Source organism: Paenarthrobacter sp. MSM-2-10-13, assembly GCF_011605365.1.
Taxonomy (GTDB): domain Bacteria; phylum Actinomycetota; class Actinomycetes; order Actinomycetales; family Micrococcaceae; genus Arthrobacter.
The window spans coordinates 316,071-333,663 of sequence record NZ_JAAOXO010000001.1 but is presented as its reverse complement, the minus strand read 5'-3'; the positions used below and the strand labels follow the sequence as shown (position 1 = coordinate 333,663).

General features: G+C 61.7%; 20 protein-coding genes. 10 read left to right on the top strand and 10 right to left on the bottom strand.

Going from position 1 to position 17,593, the window contains the following annotated elements; genetic code table 11:
• Positions 1–8: 8 nt before the first annotated feature.
• Complete coding sequence (locus tag HAV21_RS01645) at positions 9–923, top strand: site-specific DNA-methyltransferase (RefSeq protein ID WP_166840061.1); 915 nt, start codon at positions 9–11, stop codon at positions 921–923.
• Here HAV21_RS01645 and HAV21_RS01640 read toward each other — a convergent pair.
• Both HAV21_RS01640 and HAV21_RS01635 read right to left on the bottom strand, forming a co-directional pair.
• Complete coding sequence (locus HAV21_RS01640; protein WP_142938491.1) at positions 896–1,504, bottom strand: MarC family protein; 609 nt, start codon at positions 1,502–1,504, stop codon at positions 896–898. The genes HAV21_RS01645 and HAV21_RS01640 overlap by 28 nt on opposite strands.
• Before the next feature lie 31 nt (positions 1,505–1,535).
• Positions 1,536–2,381, bottom strand: a complete 846-nt coding sequence (locus HAV21_RS01635; RefSeq protein WP_166840060.1) for a PHP domain-containing protein — start codon at positions 2,379–2,381, stop codon at positions 1,536–1,538.
• Between the two features lie 80 nt (positions 2,382–2,461).
• On the opposite strand from HAV21_RS01635, the gene HAV21_RS01630 reads away from it, so the two are divergent.
• Positions 2,462–4,036 carry an aminopeptidase P family protein gene (locus HAV21_RS01630; protein ID WP_142938489.1) on the top strand — a complete coding sequence of 525 codons (1,575 nt, stop codon included), beginning with the start codon at positions 2,462–2,464 and terminating at the stop codon, positions 4,034–4,036.
• Positions 4,037–4,161: 125 nt separating this feature from the next.
• Here HAV21_RS01630 and HAV21_RS01625 read toward each other — a convergent pair whose 3' ends face one another.
• A complete protein-coding gene (locus HAV21_RS01625; protein WP_208095763.1) occupies positions 4,162–4,998 on the bottom strand; it encodes a general stress protein in 837 nt (278 codons plus the stop codon).
• Positions 4,999–5,074: 76 nt separating this feature from the next.
• On the opposite strand from HAV21_RS01625, the gene HAV21_RS01620 reads away from it, so the two are divergent.
• Genes HAV21_RS01620 through HAV21_RS01610 form a run of 3 tightly spaced genes read left to right on the top strand, consistent with a single transcriptional unit; the run spans position 5,075 to position 8,202 of the window.
• Positions 5,075–6,358 (top strand): CBS domain-containing protein, encoded by a 1,284-nt coding sequence (locus tag HAV21_RS01620; protein WP_142938488.1) that lies wholly within the window; start codon positions 5,075–5,077, stop codon positions 6,356–6,358.
• Positions 6,339–7,070, top strand: a complete 732-nt coding sequence (locus tag HAV21_RS01615) for a DUF1003 domain-containing protein (protein ID WP_142938487.1) — start codon at positions 6,339–6,341, stop codon at positions 7,068–7,070. The genes HAV21_RS01620 and HAV21_RS01615 overlap by 20 nt, the downstream gene beginning before the upstream one ends.
• A gap of 4 nt (positions 7,071–7,074) precedes the next feature.
• Entirely contained in the window at positions 7,075–8,202 is a 1,128-nt protein-coding gene (locus HAV21_RS01610; RefSeq protein WP_166840058.1) for an Mrp/NBP35 family ATP-binding protein, read from the top strand.
• 51 nt (positions 8,203–8,253) lie between these two features.
• Here HAV21_RS01610 and HAV21_RS01605 read toward each other — a convergent pair whose 3' ends face one another.
• From HAV21_RS01605 to sigE, 3 genes are all read right to left on the bottom strand, one after another.
• Positions 8,254–8,634 (bottom strand): Sec-independent protein translocase TatB, encoded by a 381-nt coding sequence (locus tag HAV21_RS01605; RefSeq protein ID WP_166840057.1) that lies wholly within the window; start codon positions 8,632–8,634, stop codon positions 8,254–8,256.
• Between the two features lie 10 nt (positions 8,635–8,644).
• Positions 8,645–9,487, bottom strand: a complete 843-nt coding sequence (locus HAV21_RS01600; RefSeq protein ID WP_243753081.1) for a hypothetical protein — start codon at positions 9,485–9,487, stop codon at positions 8,645–8,647.
• Between the two features lie 112 nt (positions 9,488–9,599).
• The gene (gene sigE, locus HAV21_RS01595) at positions 9,600–10,223 is read right to left on the bottom strand and encodes an RNA polymerase sigma factor SigE (protein ID WP_142938484.1); all 624 of its coding nucleotides are present in this window, start codon (positions 10,221–10,223) and stop codon (positions 9,600–9,602) included.
• Positions 10,224–10,459: 236 nt separating this feature from the next.
• On the opposite strand from sigE, the gene HAV21_RS01590 reads away from it, so the two are divergent.
• Positions 10,460–11,092 (top strand): O-methyltransferase, encoded by a 633-nt coding sequence (locus tag HAV21_RS01590; RefSeq protein ID WP_142938483.1) that lies wholly within the window; start codon positions 10,460–10,462, stop codon positions 11,090–11,092.
• Between the two features lie 86 nt (positions 11,093–11,178).
• On the opposite strand, the gene HAV21_RS01585 is transcribed toward HAV21_RS01590, so the two are convergent.
• From HAV21_RS01585 to HAV21_RS01570, 4 genes are all read right to left on the bottom strand, one after another.
• Positions 11,179–11,346 carry a DUF3117 domain-containing protein gene (locus tag HAV21_RS01585; RefSeq protein ID WP_009357720.1) on the bottom strand — a complete coding sequence of 56 codons (168 nt, stop codon included), beginning with the start codon at positions 11,344–11,346 and terminating at the stop codon, positions 11,179–11,181.
• Positions 11,347–11,572: 226 nt separating this feature from the next.
• On the bottom strand, positions 11,573–12,772 hold the full coding sequence (locus tag HAV21_RS01580; protein ID WP_208095760.1) for a hypothetical protein: 1,200 nt from the start codon (positions 12,770–12,772) through the stop codon (positions 11,573–11,575).
• Positions 12,773–12,873: 101 nt separating this feature from the next.
• Positions 12,874–13,206, bottom strand: a complete 333-nt coding sequence (locus HAV21_RS01575) for a DivIVA domain-containing protein (protein ID WP_166840055.1) — start codon at positions 13,204–13,206, stop codon at positions 12,874–12,876.
• Between the two features lie 26 nt (positions 13,207–13,232).
• Positions 13,233–14,072, bottom strand: coding sequence for a TIGR00730 family Rossman fold protein (locus HAV21_RS01570; protein ID WP_187697133.1), 840 nt, complete (start codon positions 14,070–14,072; stop codon positions 13,233–13,235).
• A 163-nt stretch (positions 14,073–14,235) separates the two neighbouring features.
• Between HAV21_RS01570 and HAV21_RS01565 the strand changes: the two genes are divergently transcribed.
• The 4 genes from HAV21_RS01565 (at position 14,236) to HAV21_RS01550 (ending at position 17,515) form a co-directional block, all read left to right on the top strand.
• Positions 14,236–14,991 carry an amino acid ABC transporter ATP-binding protein gene (locus HAV21_RS01565; protein ID WP_062072913.1) on the top strand — a complete coding sequence of 252 codons (756 nt, stop codon included), beginning with the start codon at positions 14,236–14,238 and terminating at the stop codon, positions 14,989–14,991.
• A 56-nt stretch (positions 14,992–15,047) separates the two neighbouring features.
• Complete coding sequence (locus tag HAV21_RS01560) at positions 15,048–15,926, top strand: glutamate ABC transporter substrate-binding protein (RefSeq protein ID WP_142938481.1); 879 nt, start codon at positions 15,048–15,050, stop codon at positions 15,924–15,926.
• A 93-nt stretch (positions 15,927–16,019) separates the two neighbouring features.
• Positions 16,020–16,670 carry an amino acid ABC transporter permease gene (locus HAV21_RS01555; protein ID WP_011775440.1) on the top strand — a complete coding sequence of 217 codons (651 nt, stop codon included), beginning with the start codon at positions 16,020–16,022 and terminating at the stop codon, positions 16,668–16,670.
• Positions 16,667–17,515: an amino acid ABC transporter permease gene (locus HAV21_RS01550; RefSeq protein WP_142938480.1), complete on the top strand. Its 849-nt coding sequence runs from the start codon at positions 16,667–16,669 to the stop codon at positions 17,513–17,515. The genes HAV21_RS01555 and HAV21_RS01550 overlap by 4 nt, the downstream gene beginning before the upstream one ends.
• The last annotated feature ends 78 nt before the right edge of the window (positions 17,516–17,593 follow it).

Here is a 17,593-nt window from a genome sequence, read left to right as displayed (position 1 = left end):
AAACCTCAATGACTGAATCTGTTTGGGCGCCGGACGGCGGCAACTTGGTGGTGCACGCGGACAACGCGGAATTCCTCCCTACGCTGCCGGACGGCGCCTTCACACTCATCTACGTGGACCCGCCCTTCAACACGGGCCGGGTCCAACGCCGCCAGGAAACCCGCATGGTCCGCAACGCGGACGGCGACGGCGACCGCGTCGGCTTCAAAGGCCGCTCTTACGACACCATCAAGGGCGCCCTGCACAGCTACGACGACGCCTTCAGCGACTACTGGTCCTTCCTGGAGCCCAAGCTCGTGGAGGCTTGGCGGCTGCTGGCCGACGACGGCACCCTGTATCTGCATTTGGATTACCGGGAAGTCCACTACGCCAAGGTGATGCTGGACTCCATCTTCGGCCGGGAATGCTTCCTTAACGAGATCATCTGGGCCTACGATTACGGCGCCCGCGCCAAGAACCGCTGGCCCACCAAGCACGACAACATTCTGGTGTACGTCAAGAACCCCACCAAGTATCACTTCGACAACGCCGAAGTGGACCGGGAACCGTACATGGCACCTGGCCTGGTCACCCCCGCCAAACGTGAGCTCGGCAAGCTGCCCACGGATGTCTGGTGGCACACCATCGTCTCGCCTACCGGCCGCGAGAAGACCGGTTACCCCACCCAAAAGCCCGAGGGCCTGGTACGCAGGATTGTCTCCGCATCAAGCCGTGAGGGCGATTGGTGCCTCGATTTCTTCGCTGGTTCAGGGACCCTCGGAGCTGTGGCAGCCAAGTTGGGCCGCAACTTTGTGTGCGTCGACCAGAACGAGCAAGCCATCGACGTCATGCGGAAAAGGCTGGGCAACAAGGCAGACTTCCGCCACATTGGGGCCCTGCCGGACACGGGCCTGGATCAGGCAGCACCCTTCACGAAGGCCTGAACGGCGTCCGCGATCATCTGCACGGCAATGGCTGAGAGCAGCAGGCCGGCGATCCGCGTCACCAGCTCCACACCGTTTTCACCGAGGACCCGCTGAACGACGCCCGCGAAGCGCATCGCCAGGTACAACGAGCCAAGCACCACAGCGATGCCCAGACCCACCGCCAGATACTCCGCGAGCTGGCTGGACTGCTGCACGAACACCATGACGGCAACAATCGCGCCCGGCCCGGCCATGAGCGGTGTGCCCAGCGGCACGAACGCCACGTTCTTGTACTTGGCGGCGTTTTCCTCGCCGCTGGTGGAGCCTGTGAGCAGCTGCAGCGCGATCAGCACCAGGAGCAGGCCACCGGCACCCTGCAACGCCGCCAGCGAGATGTGCATGTAGTTGAGAATCGACTGGCCGAAGATCGCGAACACCACGATCACACCTGTGGCCACCAAGAGGGCTTGGAACGCGGAACGATTCCGGTCCTTGGCGGACATTTGGGCCGTCAAGGACATGAATATCGGGACTGTACCCGGCGGATCCATGATCACGAACAACGTGATGATCACGGAGGCCAGCAGCTGCAGGTCCATCAGCGGACTCCTCTCACAGAATGCCCGGGCATCACCGGATGACCGTGCTGCCCGTTGCCAGCTCCTCGATCCTGGACAAGACCTCGGGCGGGGTGGTGTTCTCGCCCAAGAGATTGGGTTTTCCTGCCCCGTGATAGTCGGAAGATCCTGTCATGAGCAAGCCGTGTTCGACCGCCAGGCCACGGAGGAAAGCGCGGCCCTCCTCCGGGTTGTCCCGGTGTTCAACCTCAAGTCCCAACATTCCGGCATCAATCATGTCCCGGTAAGTGCGCTCCCCCACGATCCGTCCTCTCGATGAAGCCACCGGATGGGCGAAGACGGGCACGCCGCCAGCCGCGCGGACAAGCTCGACGGCGAAAGCCGGGTTGGGCGCATAGTGCTGCACGAAATACCGCGAGTGGGAGGTGAGGATGGAAGTGAACGCTTCCGTTCGATCCGCCACCACGCCGGCGGCCACCAAAGCATCGGCAATGTGGGGGCGGCCCACCGTGGCACCGGGTGCAACATGGTGGATCACGTCGTCCCAGGTCAATGGATAATCCTCGGACAGCAAAGTGACCATATGCTCGGCACGGGTGAGCCGGGCATCCTTGGACTTGGTAATTTCCTCCAGCAGGCCGGCATGGGCGGGGTCGTGGAGGTAACTGAGCAAGTGGACGCTGATTCCCTGCTCCGTACGGCAGGAGATCTCCATCCCGGGTACGAATGCAATGCCATGCTCCCGTGCGGCGGCAGCGGCAGGCTCCCAGCCATCTGTGGAATCGTGGTCTGTCAGGGCCACGGCATCCAGACCGGCCGAGACGGCGGAAATGATCACCCCGGCCGGTGTCTCGGTTCCATCGGAAACATTCGAGTGCGCATGCAGGTCTATCCTCACTTTCCCAGCCTATGGGATGCGGGCCCGCTTGGCGGGTTGCGCCGTTGGCCTCCTCACCTAACTGGTGGGACGATGTAACGGTGAACGATGCCGAAAACACCCAGAACTCGTCCTCCCAGCCACTGCAGGAGCGTGTCAACAACCGCTCGCAAAGGCCCACGTCAGATGCCTTCAAGGCATTCATGGCCAGCAATTGGGCGCCCGCCCCGCAGGTGACCCCTGCGCGTGACGCCGTTGCAGACCACGCCGCACGCCGGCGTCGTACTATTTCCGAACAGTTCAAAGGCGAACGTCTAGTCATCCCGGCCGGTCCGCTGAAGGTCCGATCCAACGACTGCGACTACCGCTTCCGCCCCCACTCCGGGTTCGCCCACCTCACGGGGCTGGGGCTGGACCACGAGCCCGACGCCGTACTGATCCTCGAGCCCGTAGCCGAAGGAAAGGGCGACGACGGCGGTCACCACACTGCCACGCTCTACTTCCGCCCGTTGGCCGGCCGGGATACCGAACAGTTCTACGCTGACTCGCGCGCCGGCGAGTTCTGGATAGGTGCGCGCCCCACACTGGCCGAATTCGAAGCCCGTCTCGGCCTTCCCACGGCCCACATCTCCGAGCTCGAAATGGCGATCACCAAGAATGTTGGCGCCCCGGAAATCGGCGGCATCTCCATTCGGCTGGTCCGCAAAACAGACGAGAACATTGACGCCCTAGTGGACACCGCCCGGTACAACACGGCCAAGGACCCCGAGAACCTTGACCTCGGCGAACTGGACGCCTTGGATGAGAAGCTCAGCGAAGCACTGTCCGAACTGCGCCTGATCAAGGACGACTGGGAAATCGAGCAGATGAAGATTGCCGTGGCTGCAACGGTGGAAGGCTTCGCTGACGTAGTCCGCGCACTCCCCCGCGCGTTGACCCATCAGCGCGGCGAGCGGGTAGTCGAAGGCGCCTTCTTTGCCCGAGCCCGCGAGGAAGGCAATGAACTCGGCTACGACACCATTGCAGCGTCAGGCAACAACGCCACGGTGCTGCACTGGAACCGCAACTCCGGTACCGTCAACGCCGGCGAACTCCTGCTCCTGGACGCCGGAGTGGAGGCCGACTCCCTCTACACAGCTGACATCACCCGCACGCTTCCGGCCACCGGCACCTTCACCGACGTCCAGCGGAAGGTGTATGAAGCTGTACTCGACGCCGCAGACGCCGGCTTCGCGGCCGCACAACCGGGCGTGAAGTTCCGGGACATCCACACGGCGGCAACTACGGTCCTGGCCGAACGCCTGGCTGAATGGGGCCTGCTGCCCGTCTCCGTCGAGGAAGCAATCTCCCCCGAGGGCCAACAGCATCGTCGCTGGATGCCTCACGGCACCAGCCACCACCTGGGACTCGACGTCCACGACTGTGCGCAGGCAAAACGTGAGCTCTACCTTGATGGCATCCTCACCGAGGGCATGGTCTTCACGATCGAACCTGGCCTGTACTTCAAGAACGAAGACCTCGCCATCCCCGAGGAGTACCGCGGGATCGGCGTCCGCATCGAGGACGACATCCTCATGACCTCCGACGGACCCGTCAACCTCAGCGCCGCGCTGCCGCGCAAGGCCGACGACGTCGAGTCCTGGATGGCAGGCATCTACCAGGAAGCCCAGGGCTAACCAGGCCTCTGGAATAACCCAGGGACTCAACAGAACAAAAGGGAAGGCCACCGGGGATCCGGTGGCCTTCCCTTCTGTACTGACGAAAATCTGTACTGAGGAAAATTGTTGTCCTGCGGAGGCGTCTACTGCTTGGAAGAATCCTCGGAGCTGGACTGCTGTGAATCTTCCTGCGGCGCGTTTTGTTCATGATTCCGTGCAGGAGCCTGTCCGTCGCTTACCCGAACACCGTATTGCGGACGTCCGTCCGGGAGGTCGGGGTACCGGACAGCTGCCGGCGCGGGGGCTGGCGCCGGCTGGTTCGCCGGGGCTGCGTTCTGTCCCTCCGGGGCACTTGAGCCACTTCGCTCAGGGGCGCGCTGGCCATAGGGATCATTCCACGTGGTGGGCCGCTCAGGCGCCTGACCGGGCTGCTGGAAGGGTGCGCTTGGCTGGTTGTAGCCGCTGGCCTGCGGCGTAGCAGCCTGGGACGGGTTCATCGGCAGCTGATGGAGCAGTCGGCGGGCCTCCTGGGCTGCCTCCACTGCGACAATGACGTCGTAATTAGTGGCCACCACCTGGCTGGTGGAGGTGAAGTCACGCTTTCCGCGTTGCGTGGCATAAGTGACGATGCCGAACAGCATGAAGAAAGCGGCACCCATCAGAACTGAGGTGATGATAGAGAACGGACCCCCGGCGGGAGTGAAGAAGGACAGCATGACGCCGACGAACAGGCCGAACCACATGCCGCTGAGGGCACCGGACAGTGCCACCCTCGGGTAACTCAGGCGGCCGGTCACCCGCTCCACCATTTTGAGGTCATTGCCCACGATCGACACCAGCTGAACAGGGAACTGCTGATCCGCCAAGTAGTCCACCGCCTTCTGGGCGTCCAAATACGAGGTGTACGAGCCTACGGTGTCCCCTTGGGGGACGCTGCGGGACTCCTCAACGGCTTTGGGACCACCAAAAATGTTTGACATAGCCCCATTGTGTCTCATGGACATGTGTAGCGGCTGGAATTCAGCTAAAAGAGAGCAGACTCGGTAGCCTGTAAATATGAGCACACATCCCTCACGCGTCTTTGTCGCGCGCTTGCTCGGCTTGGACGTCTTCGACCCCCTGGGCGATCGTCTTGGCCGGTTGCGCGACGTCGTGGTGCTCTCCCGCGGCACCCGTGGCGCTCCCCATGTGGTGGGCATCGTGGTTGAAGTTCCGGGCAAGAAGCGGGTCTTCGTTCCCATGACGCGGATTACGTCCATCGACCAGACGCAAATTATCTGCACCGGACTGGTGAACTTGCGGCGCTTCGAGCAGCGCGGTGCCGAAACTCTGGTGGTGGCTGAGATGTTCGACCGCCGCGTGACGCTGGCCGATGGCAGTGGAGACGCAACGATCGAGGACATCGCCATGGACCAGCACAGGTCCAAGGACTGGTTTGTCAGCAAGCTGTTCGTCCGTCGTGGACACTCCCTGTCGCCCTTCGGCAGACTCCGCCGCAACGAGACACTGATCATCGACTGGGCCGACGCCCAGACCGGCGGCCACAACGAGCCACAGGCCGCAACGCAGTTCGTTGCCACTCACGAAGACCTTAAACCTGCCGACTTTGCTGAAGCCCTGCAGGAAATGAGCGACAAGAGGCGTTTTGAAGTAGCCAGCGAGCTTCAGGATGAGCGCCTCGCCGATGTCCTCCAGGAACTCCCGGAAGATGACCAGGTGGAGATCCTCTCCGCACTTGATGTGGAACGTGCCGCCGACGTCCTCGAAGAGATGGATCCTGACGACGCCGCCGACCTCCTGGCCGAGCTTCCGTCCGCCCAGGCGGAAGAGCTGCTTCAACTCATGGAACCCCAGGAAGCCGAGGACGTCCGCCGCCTCCTCGAGTACGACGAAGACACCGCCGGTGGCCTCATGACTCCTGTCCCGGTCATCCTGCCTCCGGAAGCCACGGTGGCCGAAGCCCTTGCCCACGTCCGGCGTGAAGAACTCTCGCCCGCGCTGGCGTCATCCATCTTCATTGCCCGTCCGCCCCTGGAAACCCCCACCGGACGTTTCCTGGGCGTGGTGCATATACAGCAGCTCCTGCGTTTCCCTCCGCCGGAACCGCTGGGCAACCTCGTCGATAAAAACCTTGAGCCGCTCTCGGACCAAGCCCACATCTCCGAAGTGGCCCGGACCTTGGCGACGTACAACCTGAATTCACTTCCAGTCGTGGACGACGACGGCCGCCTTGTGGGGGCGGTGACTGTTGATGACGTGCTGGATCACCTGTTGCCGGATGACTGGCGCGCCCACGAGGACGACGCCCCTATAAGGAAACTTGGAGGCCGCATTGGCTGATAACAACGCCACCCGATCCACCAAGTCCACGGGACGCTCAAGCAGCAGCCTCGACACGCCCCTGAGCGGACGTCAACGCATCCTGCCCAAGTTCTCGCCGAACCCGGACGCTTTTGGAAACGCTACGGAGGGTTTCGCCCGGTTCATGGGCACGCCTACGTTCCTGGTTTACATGACGGTGTTCTGTGTGTTCTGGCTTGCGTGGAACTCCTTCGCTCCCACGGACTGGCAGTTCGACCGCATGGAGCTGGGCTTCACCCTGCTGACGCTGATGCTTTCGCTGCAGGCCTCCTACGCCGCGCCGCTCCTGCTGCTGGCCCAAAACCGGCAGGACGACCGCGACCGCGTCTCGCTCCAGCAGGACCGCCAGCGGGCCGAACGCAATCTCTCCGACACCGAGTACCTGACACGGGAATTGGCCTCGCTCCGCATTGCCTTGCGTGAAGTGGCCACCCGTGACTATGTCCGGACCGAACTCCGAAGCCTGCTTGAAGACATCATTGATGCCCAAGAGGAACTTCGCGAGGGCGATGCCGCCGCTGACGGCACTGAATCACCCGGCGAGAGGGTCAAGGAGAAGCTGAAGGACAAGCGGGACAAATCGCGCGGGCCCCGCACCCAGCAGATTCCCCGAGTCCGCGCCCCTCGGGCCGCAGGTCCGCAGCATTCAACCACCAAACCATCGCCTGAAAACCCTGAAAGCCGAGCCTGACCATATGAGCATCGCATCGGTCGAGGCACTGAATGCTGCCTTGGCAACCGTCATTGATCCCGAGCTACGGCGCCCCATTACCGAACTTGGCATGGTGGAATCGGTATCGGCCAATGATGACGGCACCGTGCATGTGGCTGTTCTGCTGACCATCGCCGGGTGCCCCCTGCGGGAAACAATTACCAAGGACGCTACAGACGCCCTCCTCCACGTGGAAGGCGTCACCGGTGTAGACGTGGAGCTGAAGGTCATGACCCAGGCCCAGCGGGAAGCCCTCAAGGAACAGCTCCGCGGACCAGCCGGACAACGCGGCATACCCTTCACTAAACCCGGTTCCCTGACCAAGGTGTACGCCGTGGCCAGCGGAAAAGGCGGTGTAGGCAAATCCTCTGTCACTGTTAATCTGGCCTGCGCACTGGCCGCCCAAGGCCTCCGTGTGGGCATCGTGGACGCCGACGTGCACGGCTTTTCCGTGCCCGGGCTGATGGGGATCACCCAAAAACCCACGCAGGTGGACGACATGATCCTTCCGCCTGTGGCCTACGGCGTCAAGGTCATTTCCATTGGCATGTTCGTTGACGGCAACCAGCCAGTGGCATGGCGCGGCCCCATGCTGCACAGGGCCCTTGAACAATTCCTGACCGATGTCTACTTCGGCGACCTCGATGCCCTCTTCCTGGATCTGCCTCCCGGCACGGGGGACATCGCCATCTCCGTGGCGCAGCTTTTACCCAACGCAGAGATTCTGGTAGTGACCACCCCGCAGGCAGCTGCCGCTGATGTGGCCGAACGAGCCGGCACCATCGCCACCCAGACCGGACAGAAGGTGGCCGGCATTATCGAGAACATGTCCTACCTGGAAATGCCCGACGGCGCACGCATGGAGTTGTTCGGAAGTGGAGGCGGTGCAATCCTCGCTGAGCGTTTGAGCACTGCTGTGGGAACCGACGTGCCACTCCTCGGTCAGATTCCGCTGGATATCCGGTTACGGGAGGGCGGCGACGCCGGGAAACCCGTTGTTTTGGCGGCACCTGAGACGGCTGCCGCGAAAGCGCTGGAGGGTATTGCTGCCTCTTTGGCCACGCGGCCCCGCGGGCTGTCCGGCATGCCGTTGGGGATCCAGCCCCGCTAAGTCACGAGGCCTGGGCCGACGGACCTCGGCAGAGCTTGCTTCTAGTTCGGCTCAGGTCGCTTCGGAATCGAAGGGGGCGGCTTCGCCCTCGGCCAGCCGCTCAATGACCCGCACCGGGGTCTTGGGTTTAACGTCTACGGCAGCGGCAGCAGCGGGCGCTCCGGCACTGACAGGTTTGTCGTCATCAAGAAGAGCATCCTTGATGATGCGCCGGGGATCATACTGGCGGGGATCGTATTTCTTCCAGTCGACTTCATCGATGTCGATGCCGACTTCCTCTTTGATCTGCTCGCGGGCGCCGGATGCCATCCGACGCACTTCCTTAACCAGGTTGGCCAGCTTTTGAGTGTATTCGGGCAAACGGCTGGGACCGATGACGAGTACGCCGATAATCAGAAGAAGTATGAACTCCGGGCCATTGATTCCAAGCACGTAACGAAGATTACCTTGTCTCTGGTGCCGCTCCTAAACCGGCAGGACGGAGTAGGGTTTGCACGCCTCGCAGCACCCTTTTGTACCACGGCTCCTGTTCTTCCGGTGCAGGAGCCATGGACATGGACTCCCCCGCGCGGACGATTTCAGGGACAGCATCGTCCGCAGTGTCCGCCGGAAGGTCGGAGGCGTAACTGATAACGGCTGCAGGCATGGTGTAGACAGCTTTCCATGGGGTTCCCTGCGTGAGTGAGAGTTGCGCGGATGTAGATTGCCCCGGTTCTCGGTTCGCAGGCAAGTGTTCCTCCACGATGGTGGCAAAGTGACCGTTGTTTTCCAGCCGGATCTCTACAGCAGGGTTGCCATTGTGCTTGGTTGCTTGGGCGGATACAACGTGGAAGCCCATTGCTGACAGCTCAGGGCACGCCCAACCTTCTGCCCGAAGTGAATCCAACTGGTCAGGGCTCAAACTGACGGTGCTCCCGGCTCGGAACGCAGGTCCCACCATGGCATCGCCGGGGCTGCCCGTCCAGGCACCGGCAAACCCGCTGGCGCTGCTTGTTCCCGCGAGGACTTGCGGCTCGGCATCGCCGGCGATCACGTAGGCAGACACAGCCAGTGCACCCGCACTGACCATCAGGGTGCCCGCAGCAATGCCTGCCATACGAAGGCCCGGGAAACGACGGTACGAATTTCGCAGCGGCGGGAAGTGCGGCGTTGAGCCAGCCGGTCCAGGATCGTTCGCCAGGCGTTCCGTGTGCTGGATCAGTCGCGCGGCAAGGTCCTGGCTGGCTTCAGGTACGGCCGCGCCACGAAGGCGCTCAATGTACTGCCGTTCGCGGCGGAGGGCCATGCGGCATTCAGCGCAGTGCTGCAGGTGTTCCGTGCTGCGAGTATGGCGCAGCGAAGCCAAGGTGCGCCGGGGCGGGGCTCCCGGACGAAGGGGACGTCGAGGCATCGACAACCTAAAGAATGCTGGCGATGCGGGGCATCTTCAACCGCGGCTTGCGCGCCTCTGCCGGGCGGGGATCGCGGTGGGCCAGTTTCTCCCGGAGCATGGTCCGCCCGCGGTGGATTCGGGACCTGACAGTTCCCAGTTTCACACCGAGCGCCTCGGCGACTTCATCATAGGAAAGACCTTCAAGATCACACAGCACCACGGCGGCGCGGAAGTCCGGCGGGAGTTCTTCCAAAGCGCGCTGGACGTCGAGGTCAAGGTTATTGTGCTCGAAGCTCTGCTCAGGTCCGGGTTCACGGCCCGGCAAACGGGATTCGGCATCTTCGGCGAGCGCATCGAAGCGGATCCTGCTCCTGCGCCGTGCCCCGTCCAGGAACAGATTGGTGGTGATGCGGTGCAACCAGCCATCCAAGGTTCCGGGTTTGAAGTTTTCCAGGGAACGGAACACCCTGACAAAAACTTCCTGGGTGAGGTCTTCGGCGTCGTACTTGTTGCCGGTCAGGCGATAGGCGAGGCGATATACCTTGGCGGAGTGGTTTGACACCACTTCCTCCCAGCTGGGCATGACCCAGTCAGTAACGGCCTCCAGGCTTTCCGCTGTTTGGACTGGCGCAGCATGCGATGCCGGCATCGTCCACTCCCCTCAAACTGTGGTTCACCGAACTTTCGGTGCCGCCCACCTCATGGATGACCGGAGCATTATCATCCCAAGTTTGTCTGGGAATTTCCTGACTGGACGGCGATTTCTCCGCAAGGCTGAAAACGGCCATGGACACAGCCCCAGGGAGCATCCCTTCAGCGGGTTTACCCGTGCGGACACAGTAGTCTTGGTACAAACACCCCTTCCCGCGGAAAGCGAACCCCTTCATGAGTGCCGACAAGTCAAGCAGCTGGTCCTACGCAGAAGATCTGCCGGCTGAGGATGACGTGTTGTTGCGCGCCCGTGAGCGGTCCTTTGAGCTGGGTGTTACCCCCATCAGCCCCGGTGTGGGTGCGGTGCTGACAGTGCTTGCCGCGGCGTCCAAAGCGCAGACAGTGGTGGAAGTTGGCTCCGGGGCAGGAGTGTCCGGGGTTTGCCTGCTGCGTGGCCTCAGCCCCCATGCCGTGCTGACCACCATCGATGTGGACGTCGAGCATTTGAAGGCCGCCAGGGAAGCATTCCTTGAGTCCGGTAGCCCTGCCAACCGTACCCGCACCATTTCAGGCCGCGCGGCGGATGTGTTGCCACGACTGACCGACTCCGCGTACGACCTCGTGTTCATCGATGCCGACAAGCCCAACTTCCCCAAATACGTGGAACAGGCAATCCGCCTCCTGAAATCAGGCGGCACCCTGGTGATCAACGATGCTTTGGACAAGGACCGCGTCGCCAACCCGGCAGCGCGTGAGGCAACCACGGTGGTTCTGCGTCAGATTGTGAAGGCCATCCGCGACGACGACCGGTTGGCGTCGGCGATGCTGCCGACGGGCGACGGCCTTCTGGTGGCCGTCAAGAAGTAGGGTGCCTGCCAGCATCAGGGAAAGCAGGTTAAACAAAAGCAGGGCCCCGGTTTTCCGGGCCCTGCTTTGTAAATCTATCCAAATGCCTATTCAGTAACGCCTACGAGGCATTCCTTGAGGTTGGCCGCTTCCGCAGCGTTGAGTTCGACAACGAGTCGTCCTCCGCCTTCGAGCGGCACACGCATGATCAAGCTGCGTCCCTCTTTGGTAACTTCCATAGGGCCGTCGCCGGTACGTGGTTTCATAGCCGCCATTAGGAAAATCCCCTCCATTTGTCCCAAGTCACGCCAACCCGGCCGGGCTGGTTCCGCGTCGCAATTGCAGCCGGCGGCACCGCTTGGGAGGCCGCCTTGGCCGGGCACTTTTCGGTGCTTTGTCCTTGCTCTTGGTCCATTATCCCGTAATTACCTGTCCGTAGCGAATCAAACGCGCATTTGTCCGGACTTTGTACATACTCCGCCGGCGCGGCAAACGTCCACGTCAGGGCGGATAGTCCCCGCCGCCGGGGAGCGGAGCCCACGCCCACAGCCACACCACCCAGACGATCTGGAGGAGGACGAACATCACCACGACCGTCCCCCGGTACGCTTTGGATTTGGAGAGCAACGCCACCGCCAAGGCCAGCGGAAAAAGCGGCAGCAGCATTCTGAAGGTACTGGTCTGGGGGTGAAGGAAGACCAGGAGGTAGCCCATGTAACAAGCGCACCAAAGCCGCAACACGGTTCCCAACGCCCTGACCGGCCTGGATATCATGACCAGCACGAAAAGCGCCGTGAAGACGAACGGGGCCATCACGCCCAACACAGGACCGAACAGCATCCGACCCGTGTCGAACCACGGCTTGAAAGGCACAAGATCGTGCCCCCGCCACGCTGTTTCCGTGCGTGTGTAGGCAGTGAGTTCACCGGTGGTTGCCCAGGCAATGGCTGGCCACGCGAGAGCTCCAATGCCCGCCGCAAGCACCATCGCCCCCAGCGAGAGCAAGCTGCGCACCGACGTCGCGTCGTCACCGCCTGACGCGGGGGCTGACAGCGTCCCCGAAGGCCTGAAGCGCTGCCACAGACGCCAGAGCAACAGCAATCCCACCATGGCGGCAAACGGGACTCCCGTGGGCCTGGAAAGACACATGAGAAGCACTACCGGAATTGCCGCCAGATATCGGCCGCGGACCACCAGCAACAACGAGCCGGACAACAGCAGCAGGTTTAAGGACTCGGCATACGGGACCTGAAGGATTGGGGACACCGGAAAAGTGGAAACGAAGACGACGCCCCACAGCGCCGCGCGCTTACCTGCGAACTCGCGGAAGAGCTTGTAAATCACCAAAGCGGCGCCCACACCCGCCACCATGGCGATGATGGTGAGCGCCGGGAGGGTTCCTATCCCGGTGGCTGCCGCGAGACCCCGGGCCAGGAAGGGAAAGAGTGCATAGAACGCCCATGCGTTTTGCTGAACGACGCCGTTCGCGTCCACGGGCAGGACCGAGGGATAGCCCTTATCAGCCGCTTCCTGATACCAGCGTCCATCCCAGATAGTGATGAAGTTCCAGTAATCCGGAGCGGGCGGGAACCACGGGTTGGTTCCTTGGTGAATGGCTGCCGCCATGAAGATGCAGGCACTGACCAGCCGGGCCACCACAAATATCAAGGTAACCTGCAGCCACCAAGGCCATCCGGCCATTCCGGCGACGGCAGCTGATAGACCCAAGGACAGCCGGTCCGCGGGTCCCCGCGCCCCTTGCGTCTTTGAGCCAGGGGGCTGCGAGGCTGGAGTCCGCGAGCTCACTGCCGGGTCCGGCCGGTTTCGCCGTCCTCGCCACGACGCTGAACCAGCGCGCCCAACCGTTGGATCTCGCGATCCTTGGCCTGCAACTGGTCCCTGAGCTCGTCGAGGACCTGGTCCACCTGATCCATCCGATAGCCACGGAGGCCAAGCGCAAAACGGAGGGAATCGACGTCGACGGGCTTGGCGTCCTCCGGCAGCAGGACAGCGGGCAGGTTGGGAACGGGTTGCTCCAGTCCCGATCCAAGAGAGCGCCCCTTGACGATTCCGGCACCGAGATACAACGCAGCGCCGACGAGGACTATCGCGAGAAACACCAGGAAAAAGCTCACAGGTCCATCGTGCCAGAAACGAAGGTCTACTCCGGGCGCTGGTCTCCGTTGGGAGTCGGAGGCAACGGCGCGCCATGTAGGACGCGGTGCACGGCGTCGGCGGGGTCATCCACCAACTGGATCAGGTCAAGGTCCTTCTCCGAAACCATGCCCTCTGCCACCAAGGTCTCCCGGATCCACTCGATCATGGGACCCCAGAACCGCACTCCCAGAAGAACAATGGGGAAGGAAGTGACCTTACGTGTTTGCACCAGCACCATGGCTTCGAACAATTCATCGAGAGTCCCTAGTCCTCCGGGAAGCACCACGAAGCCTTGCGCGTACTTGACGAACATGGTTTTGCGGGCGAAGAAGTAGCGGAAATTGATGCCCAAATCCACCCATTGGTTGAGCCCCTGCTCGAAGGGAAGTTCGATGCCCAGGCCAACGGAAACGCCATTGCCCTCCACAGCGCCCTTATTGGCAGCTTCCATGGATCCCGGGCCACCGCCGGTAATCACGGCCACGCCGGCTTCAGCAAGCTTGCGGCCCACATCCACGGCCATCTCGTAGTACTCGGATCCGGGTTTGGTCCGCGCGGAGCCAAACACACTAACGGCAGGACCCAGATCAGCCAAGGCTCCGAAGCCCTCTACGAACTCACTCTGGATTCGCAGGACACGCCACGGATCGGTGTGGATGAACTGCCCGGCACCGCTGGTATCCAGCAAATGCTGGTCCGACATTCCCGTGTCAGCCTGTTTGCGCCGAAGCTCAAGGGAGCCTTTGTGCTTGGCGGGGGCGACCTCCGAAGGGAGGGGCACATGGGTGCCCGTGACGCGGCCGTTGGCATCCGGACGGGGAACGTGGTGCTGGCTCATGCTCATTGCCCAAGGCTAGCGCGGATGACGGCGCGCTCCGTGGCAGCGACCCGCATCTTGCATTGCAGTCTGGTATATCGCTGTGGGGCAGGTTTCTGTTCAGTCACGATCTTCAGGAAGTTGCCGTGACCGTGGTCATATTTGCTTCTTTGTTCGCTAGATTCGTCGTATGACTACTCAAGCGTCCGGCGATGCCCTCGTCTCCCTGAACGGCGTCAATAAGCACTACGGTCAATTGCATGTCCTCAAAGACATCAACCTTCAGGTTAAGAAGGGTGAAGTGGTGGTGGTTATCGGACCATCCGGATCCGGTAAATCCACTCTCTGCCGTGCGATCAACCGCTTGGAAACAATCGACGACGGCGACATCGCCATCGACGGGAAGAAGCTTCCCGAAGAAGGCAAGGACCTCGCGCACCTGCGTGCCGACGTCGGCATGGTCTTCCAGTCCTTCAACCTGTTCGCCCACAAGACGATTCTTGAGAACGTCACGCTGGGTCCCATCAAGGTGAAGAAAGTGGCCAAGGGTACGGCCGACAAGGAAGCCATGGCCCTCCTGGAACGCGTAGGCGTTGGCCACCAAGCCCCGAAGCTTCCCGCCCAGCTCTCAGGCGGCCAGCAGCAACGTGTGGCCATTGCCCGCGCTCTTGCCATGAAGCCTAAGGTCATGCTGTTCGACGAACCTACGTCGGCACTGGACCCCGAGATGATCAACGAAGTGTTGGACGTCATGATCCAGCTGGCCAAGGAAGGCATGACCATGATCGTGGTCACCCACGAGATGGGCTTCGCCCGCAAGGCTGCCGACCGCGTGGTGTTCATGGCTGACGGCCAGATCGTCGAGGACGCCACCCCCGAGGAATTCTTCACCAACCCGAAGAGCACCCGCGCAAAGGACTTCTTGTCCAAGCTCTTGACCCACTAGCTCCTTACCGCCAGCACCCCCGGCCGTAAGGCGGCCACCCATATGAAAGGAACACCATGAAGTCTCTTATTACCCGGAGGAAGTCACTCCTGGTGGCCGCATCGGCTGCGCTTGCTCTCTCGCTGAGCGCTTGCGGCGGCGGCAGCACCACAACTACTCCCCCGGTTGCTTCGGCAAGCTTCGAAGCCGGCACCACCATGGAGAAGCTCAACAAGGCCGGGACCATAAAGATCGGAACCAAATTCGATCAGCCGTTGTTCGGCCAGAAGGGCCTTGATGGCAAGCCTGTCGGTTTCGACGTTGAAATGGGCAAGGCAATCGCCGCAAAACTGGGCATCGCCGCGGACAAGATCGAGTGGGTAGAGACGGTCTCCCAAAACCGCGAGTCGTTCATCGAGCAGGGTCGCGTGGACCTCGTTATCGCCACGTACACCATCAACGATGCCCGTAAGGAAAAGGTCTCCTTCGCCGGACCGTACTACGAAGCTGGCCAGGCTCTGCTGGTGAATAAGGACGACAACTCCATCACCAAGCCTGAAGATGTTGCCGGCAAGAAGGTCTGCTCCGTTACGGGTTCCACCCCGGCCAAGACCATCGCCGAGAAGTACAACGCAGAGGTAGTCCCCGCGGCCACCTACACCGCTTGCCTGGAACCGCTGCGCAACAAGCAGGTCGTCGCGGTCACCACTGACAACGTGATCCTTGCCGGCTATGTGGACAAGGAACCGGATGCTTTCAAGCTCGCCTCGGATGAAACCTTCACCAAGGAGCCTTACGGCATCGGTCTGAAGAAGGATGACACTGTCTTCCGCAACTGGATCAACGATCAGCTTGAGGGCTTCGCCAAGGACGATACCTACAAGAAGGCTTGGGAAGCCACAGCAGGCAAGGTCATCAAGACCGCACCTGAACTTCCTACGATCAACCGCTACTAGTCGGGACCCGTCAACTGCCGCCGCCCCCTCCGGGCGGCGGCAGTTGACGAATCCAGGACCCTGTTCCCTGATTAGCTGCAGCCAAAGGAAGCCATGGACGCCGTCATAGCAAGCCTCCCCGAATACTGGGACGGATTTCTCCGAACCCTGTATCTCTCCGTAATTTCAGGAATCATTGCCCTCATTGTCGGCACACTCCTGGCGGCCATGAGGGTTTCCCCCGTGGCAGCACTTCGCGGTTTCAGCATGTTCTATGTTGAAGTGGCGCGTAACACCCCGTTGACCATCATTTTCTTTTTCGCCGCCATTGTTTTGCCCCGATTGGGCGTCAAGTTCGAACAATTCGAAGTTGCTGCCATCATCGCGTTGAGCAGCTACACGGCCGCCTTCATCGCCGAAGCGGTCCGTTCCGGTGTCAACAGCGTGCCTGTGGGCCAGGCAGAAGCTGCCCGCAGCGTCGGCATGACCTTCACCCAGGTCCTCGGCTTCATCGTCCTCCCCCAAGCCGTGCGGACCGTCATACCCCCGTTGATCAACATCCTGATTGCCTTGGTCAAAAACTCCTCGGTGGCCGGCGCATTCTTCGTCCTGGAGCTTTTCGGTTACGGCCGGCAGCTCTCCAACGACTACGGCAACCAGGTCCTCTGGATCCTCCTCGGGGTGGCGTTCTTCTACCTCTTGATCACAGTTCCCTTGGGACTCCTGGCGCACTTTGTTGAACGAAAGGTGGCGATTGCCCGATGACATCGGTCCTTTACGACGTCCCCGGGCCCAAGGCCCGCCTCTATTCGCTCATCGGCTCTGCCGCCGGCGTTCTGATCATTCTTGGCATCCTGGCTATCGCTGTCATAACGCTGGCGCAGCAGGGTATCTTCGATGCCGACCGCTGGGAGATTTTCTACGGCCCCATGGCGCCGGACGTCTGGAACCTGATCGGCCAGGGCATCGTTTCCACCCTGACCGCTGCTGCCGTTGCAGCCGTGATCGCGTTCCCCCTGGGTATCGCGCTCTGCCTCCTGCGCATCTCCCTGATTCCCTGGGTCCGTATACCAACGCAGGTAGTGCTGGAGTTCCTCCGCGGCATGCCTGTGGTGCTCATGATGTTGTTCGTCCTGCTGGTTTTCGCCACGGGACAGTTCCAAGCCGTTGTTGTTGGCCTGGTTCTCTACAACGCCGCTATCTTCGCTGAAATTCTCCGTGCCGGCATCCAGTCCCTCCCCAAGGGACAACGCGAGGCTGGTTTGGCCATTGGCCTCCGCAGCTTCCAGTCACGGATGTCCATCGAATTCCCGCAGGCTGTGCGCCGCATGCTTCCCTCATTGGTTGCCCAGTTGGTCGTTCTGCTCAAGGACACCTCGCTGGGCTACATCGTCGGTTACGAGGAACTGCTCCGGAAGATCCAGATCATGGCCGACTTCCTGGGCCCGGACTTCCTGTTCCCGGCGTTCTTTGTGGGCGCGGCCATCTACATCCTGATCAACCTGACAGTGTCGCGGATTGCCATCTGGATTGAACGCCGCGGTTCCAAAAAAACCGCTGGCGGCACGGCCAAGGCGACCGCAGCCGGAGCGGTTCCCACCGCCAAGTAGTTCTCTGGCAAGCAAACGGCGGGTCCGGTTCCAATGGAACCGGACCCGCCGTTTTTGATTTCTTGAACGTGCTCGGGA

Bases quoted from the DNA above. Each gene is read 5' to 3' on its own strand.
- sigE (WP_142938484.1), bottom strand. From the start codon at position 10,223: ATGCCGGCATCGCATGCTGCGCCAGTCCAAACAGCGGAAAGCCTGGAG.
- HAV21_RS01565 (WP_062072913.1), top strand. From the start codon at position 14,236: ATGACTACTCAAGCGTCCGGCGATGCCCTCGTCTCCCTGAACGGCGTC.
- HAV21_RS01555 (WP_011775440.1), top strand. From the start codon at position 16,020: ATGGACGCCGTCATAGCAAGCCTCCCCGAATACTGGGACGGATTTCTC.
- HAV21_RS01570 (WP_187697133.1), bottom strand. From the start codon at position 14,072: ATGAGCATGAGCCAGCACCACGTTCCCCGTCCGGATGCCAACGGCCGC.
- HAV21_RS01640 (WP_142938491.1), bottom strand. From the start codon at position 1,504: ATGGACCTGCAGCTGCTGGCCTCCGTGATCATCACGTTGTTCGTGATC.
- HAV21_RS01560 (WP_142938481.1), top strand. From the start codon at position 15,048: ATGAAGTCTCTTATTACCCGGAGGAAGTCACTCCTGGTGGCCGCATCG.
- HAV21_RS01585 (WP_009357720.1), bottom strand. From the start codon at position 11,346: ATGGCGGCTATGAAACCACGTACCGGCGACGGCCCTATGGAAGTTACC.
- HAV21_RS01580 (WP_208095760.1), bottom strand. From the start codon at position 12,772: ATGGCCGGATGGCCTTGGTGGCTGCAGGTTACCTTGATATTTGTGGTG.
- HAV21_RS01600 (WP_243753081.1), bottom strand. From the start codon at position 9,487: ATGGCCCTCCGCCGCGAACGGCAGTACATTGAGCGCCTTCGTGGCGCG.
- HAV21_RS01590 (WP_142938483.1), top strand. From the start codon at position 10,460: ATGAGTGCCGACAAGTCAAGCAGCTGGTCCTACGCAGAAGATCTGCCG.
- HAV21_RS01645 (WP_166840061.1), top strand. From the start codon at position 9: ATGACTGAATCTGTTTGGGCGCCGGACGGCGGCAACTTGGTGGTGCAC.
- HAV21_RS01620 (WP_142938488.1), top strand. From the start codon at position 5,075: ATGAGCACACATCCCTCACGCGTCTTTGTCGCGCGCTTGCTCGGCTTG.
- HAV21_RS01625 (WP_208095763.1), bottom strand. From the start codon at position 4,998: ATGTCAAACATTTTTGGTGGTCCCAAAGCCGTTGAGGAGTCCCGCAGC.
- HAV21_RS01550 (WP_142938480.1), top strand. From the start codon at position 16,667: ATGACATCGGTCCTTTACGACGTCCCCGGGCCCAAGGCCCGCCTCTAT.
- HAV21_RS01610 (WP_166840058.1), top strand. From the start codon at position 7,075: ATGAGCATCGCATCGGTCGAGGCACTGAATGCTGCCTTGGCAACCGTC.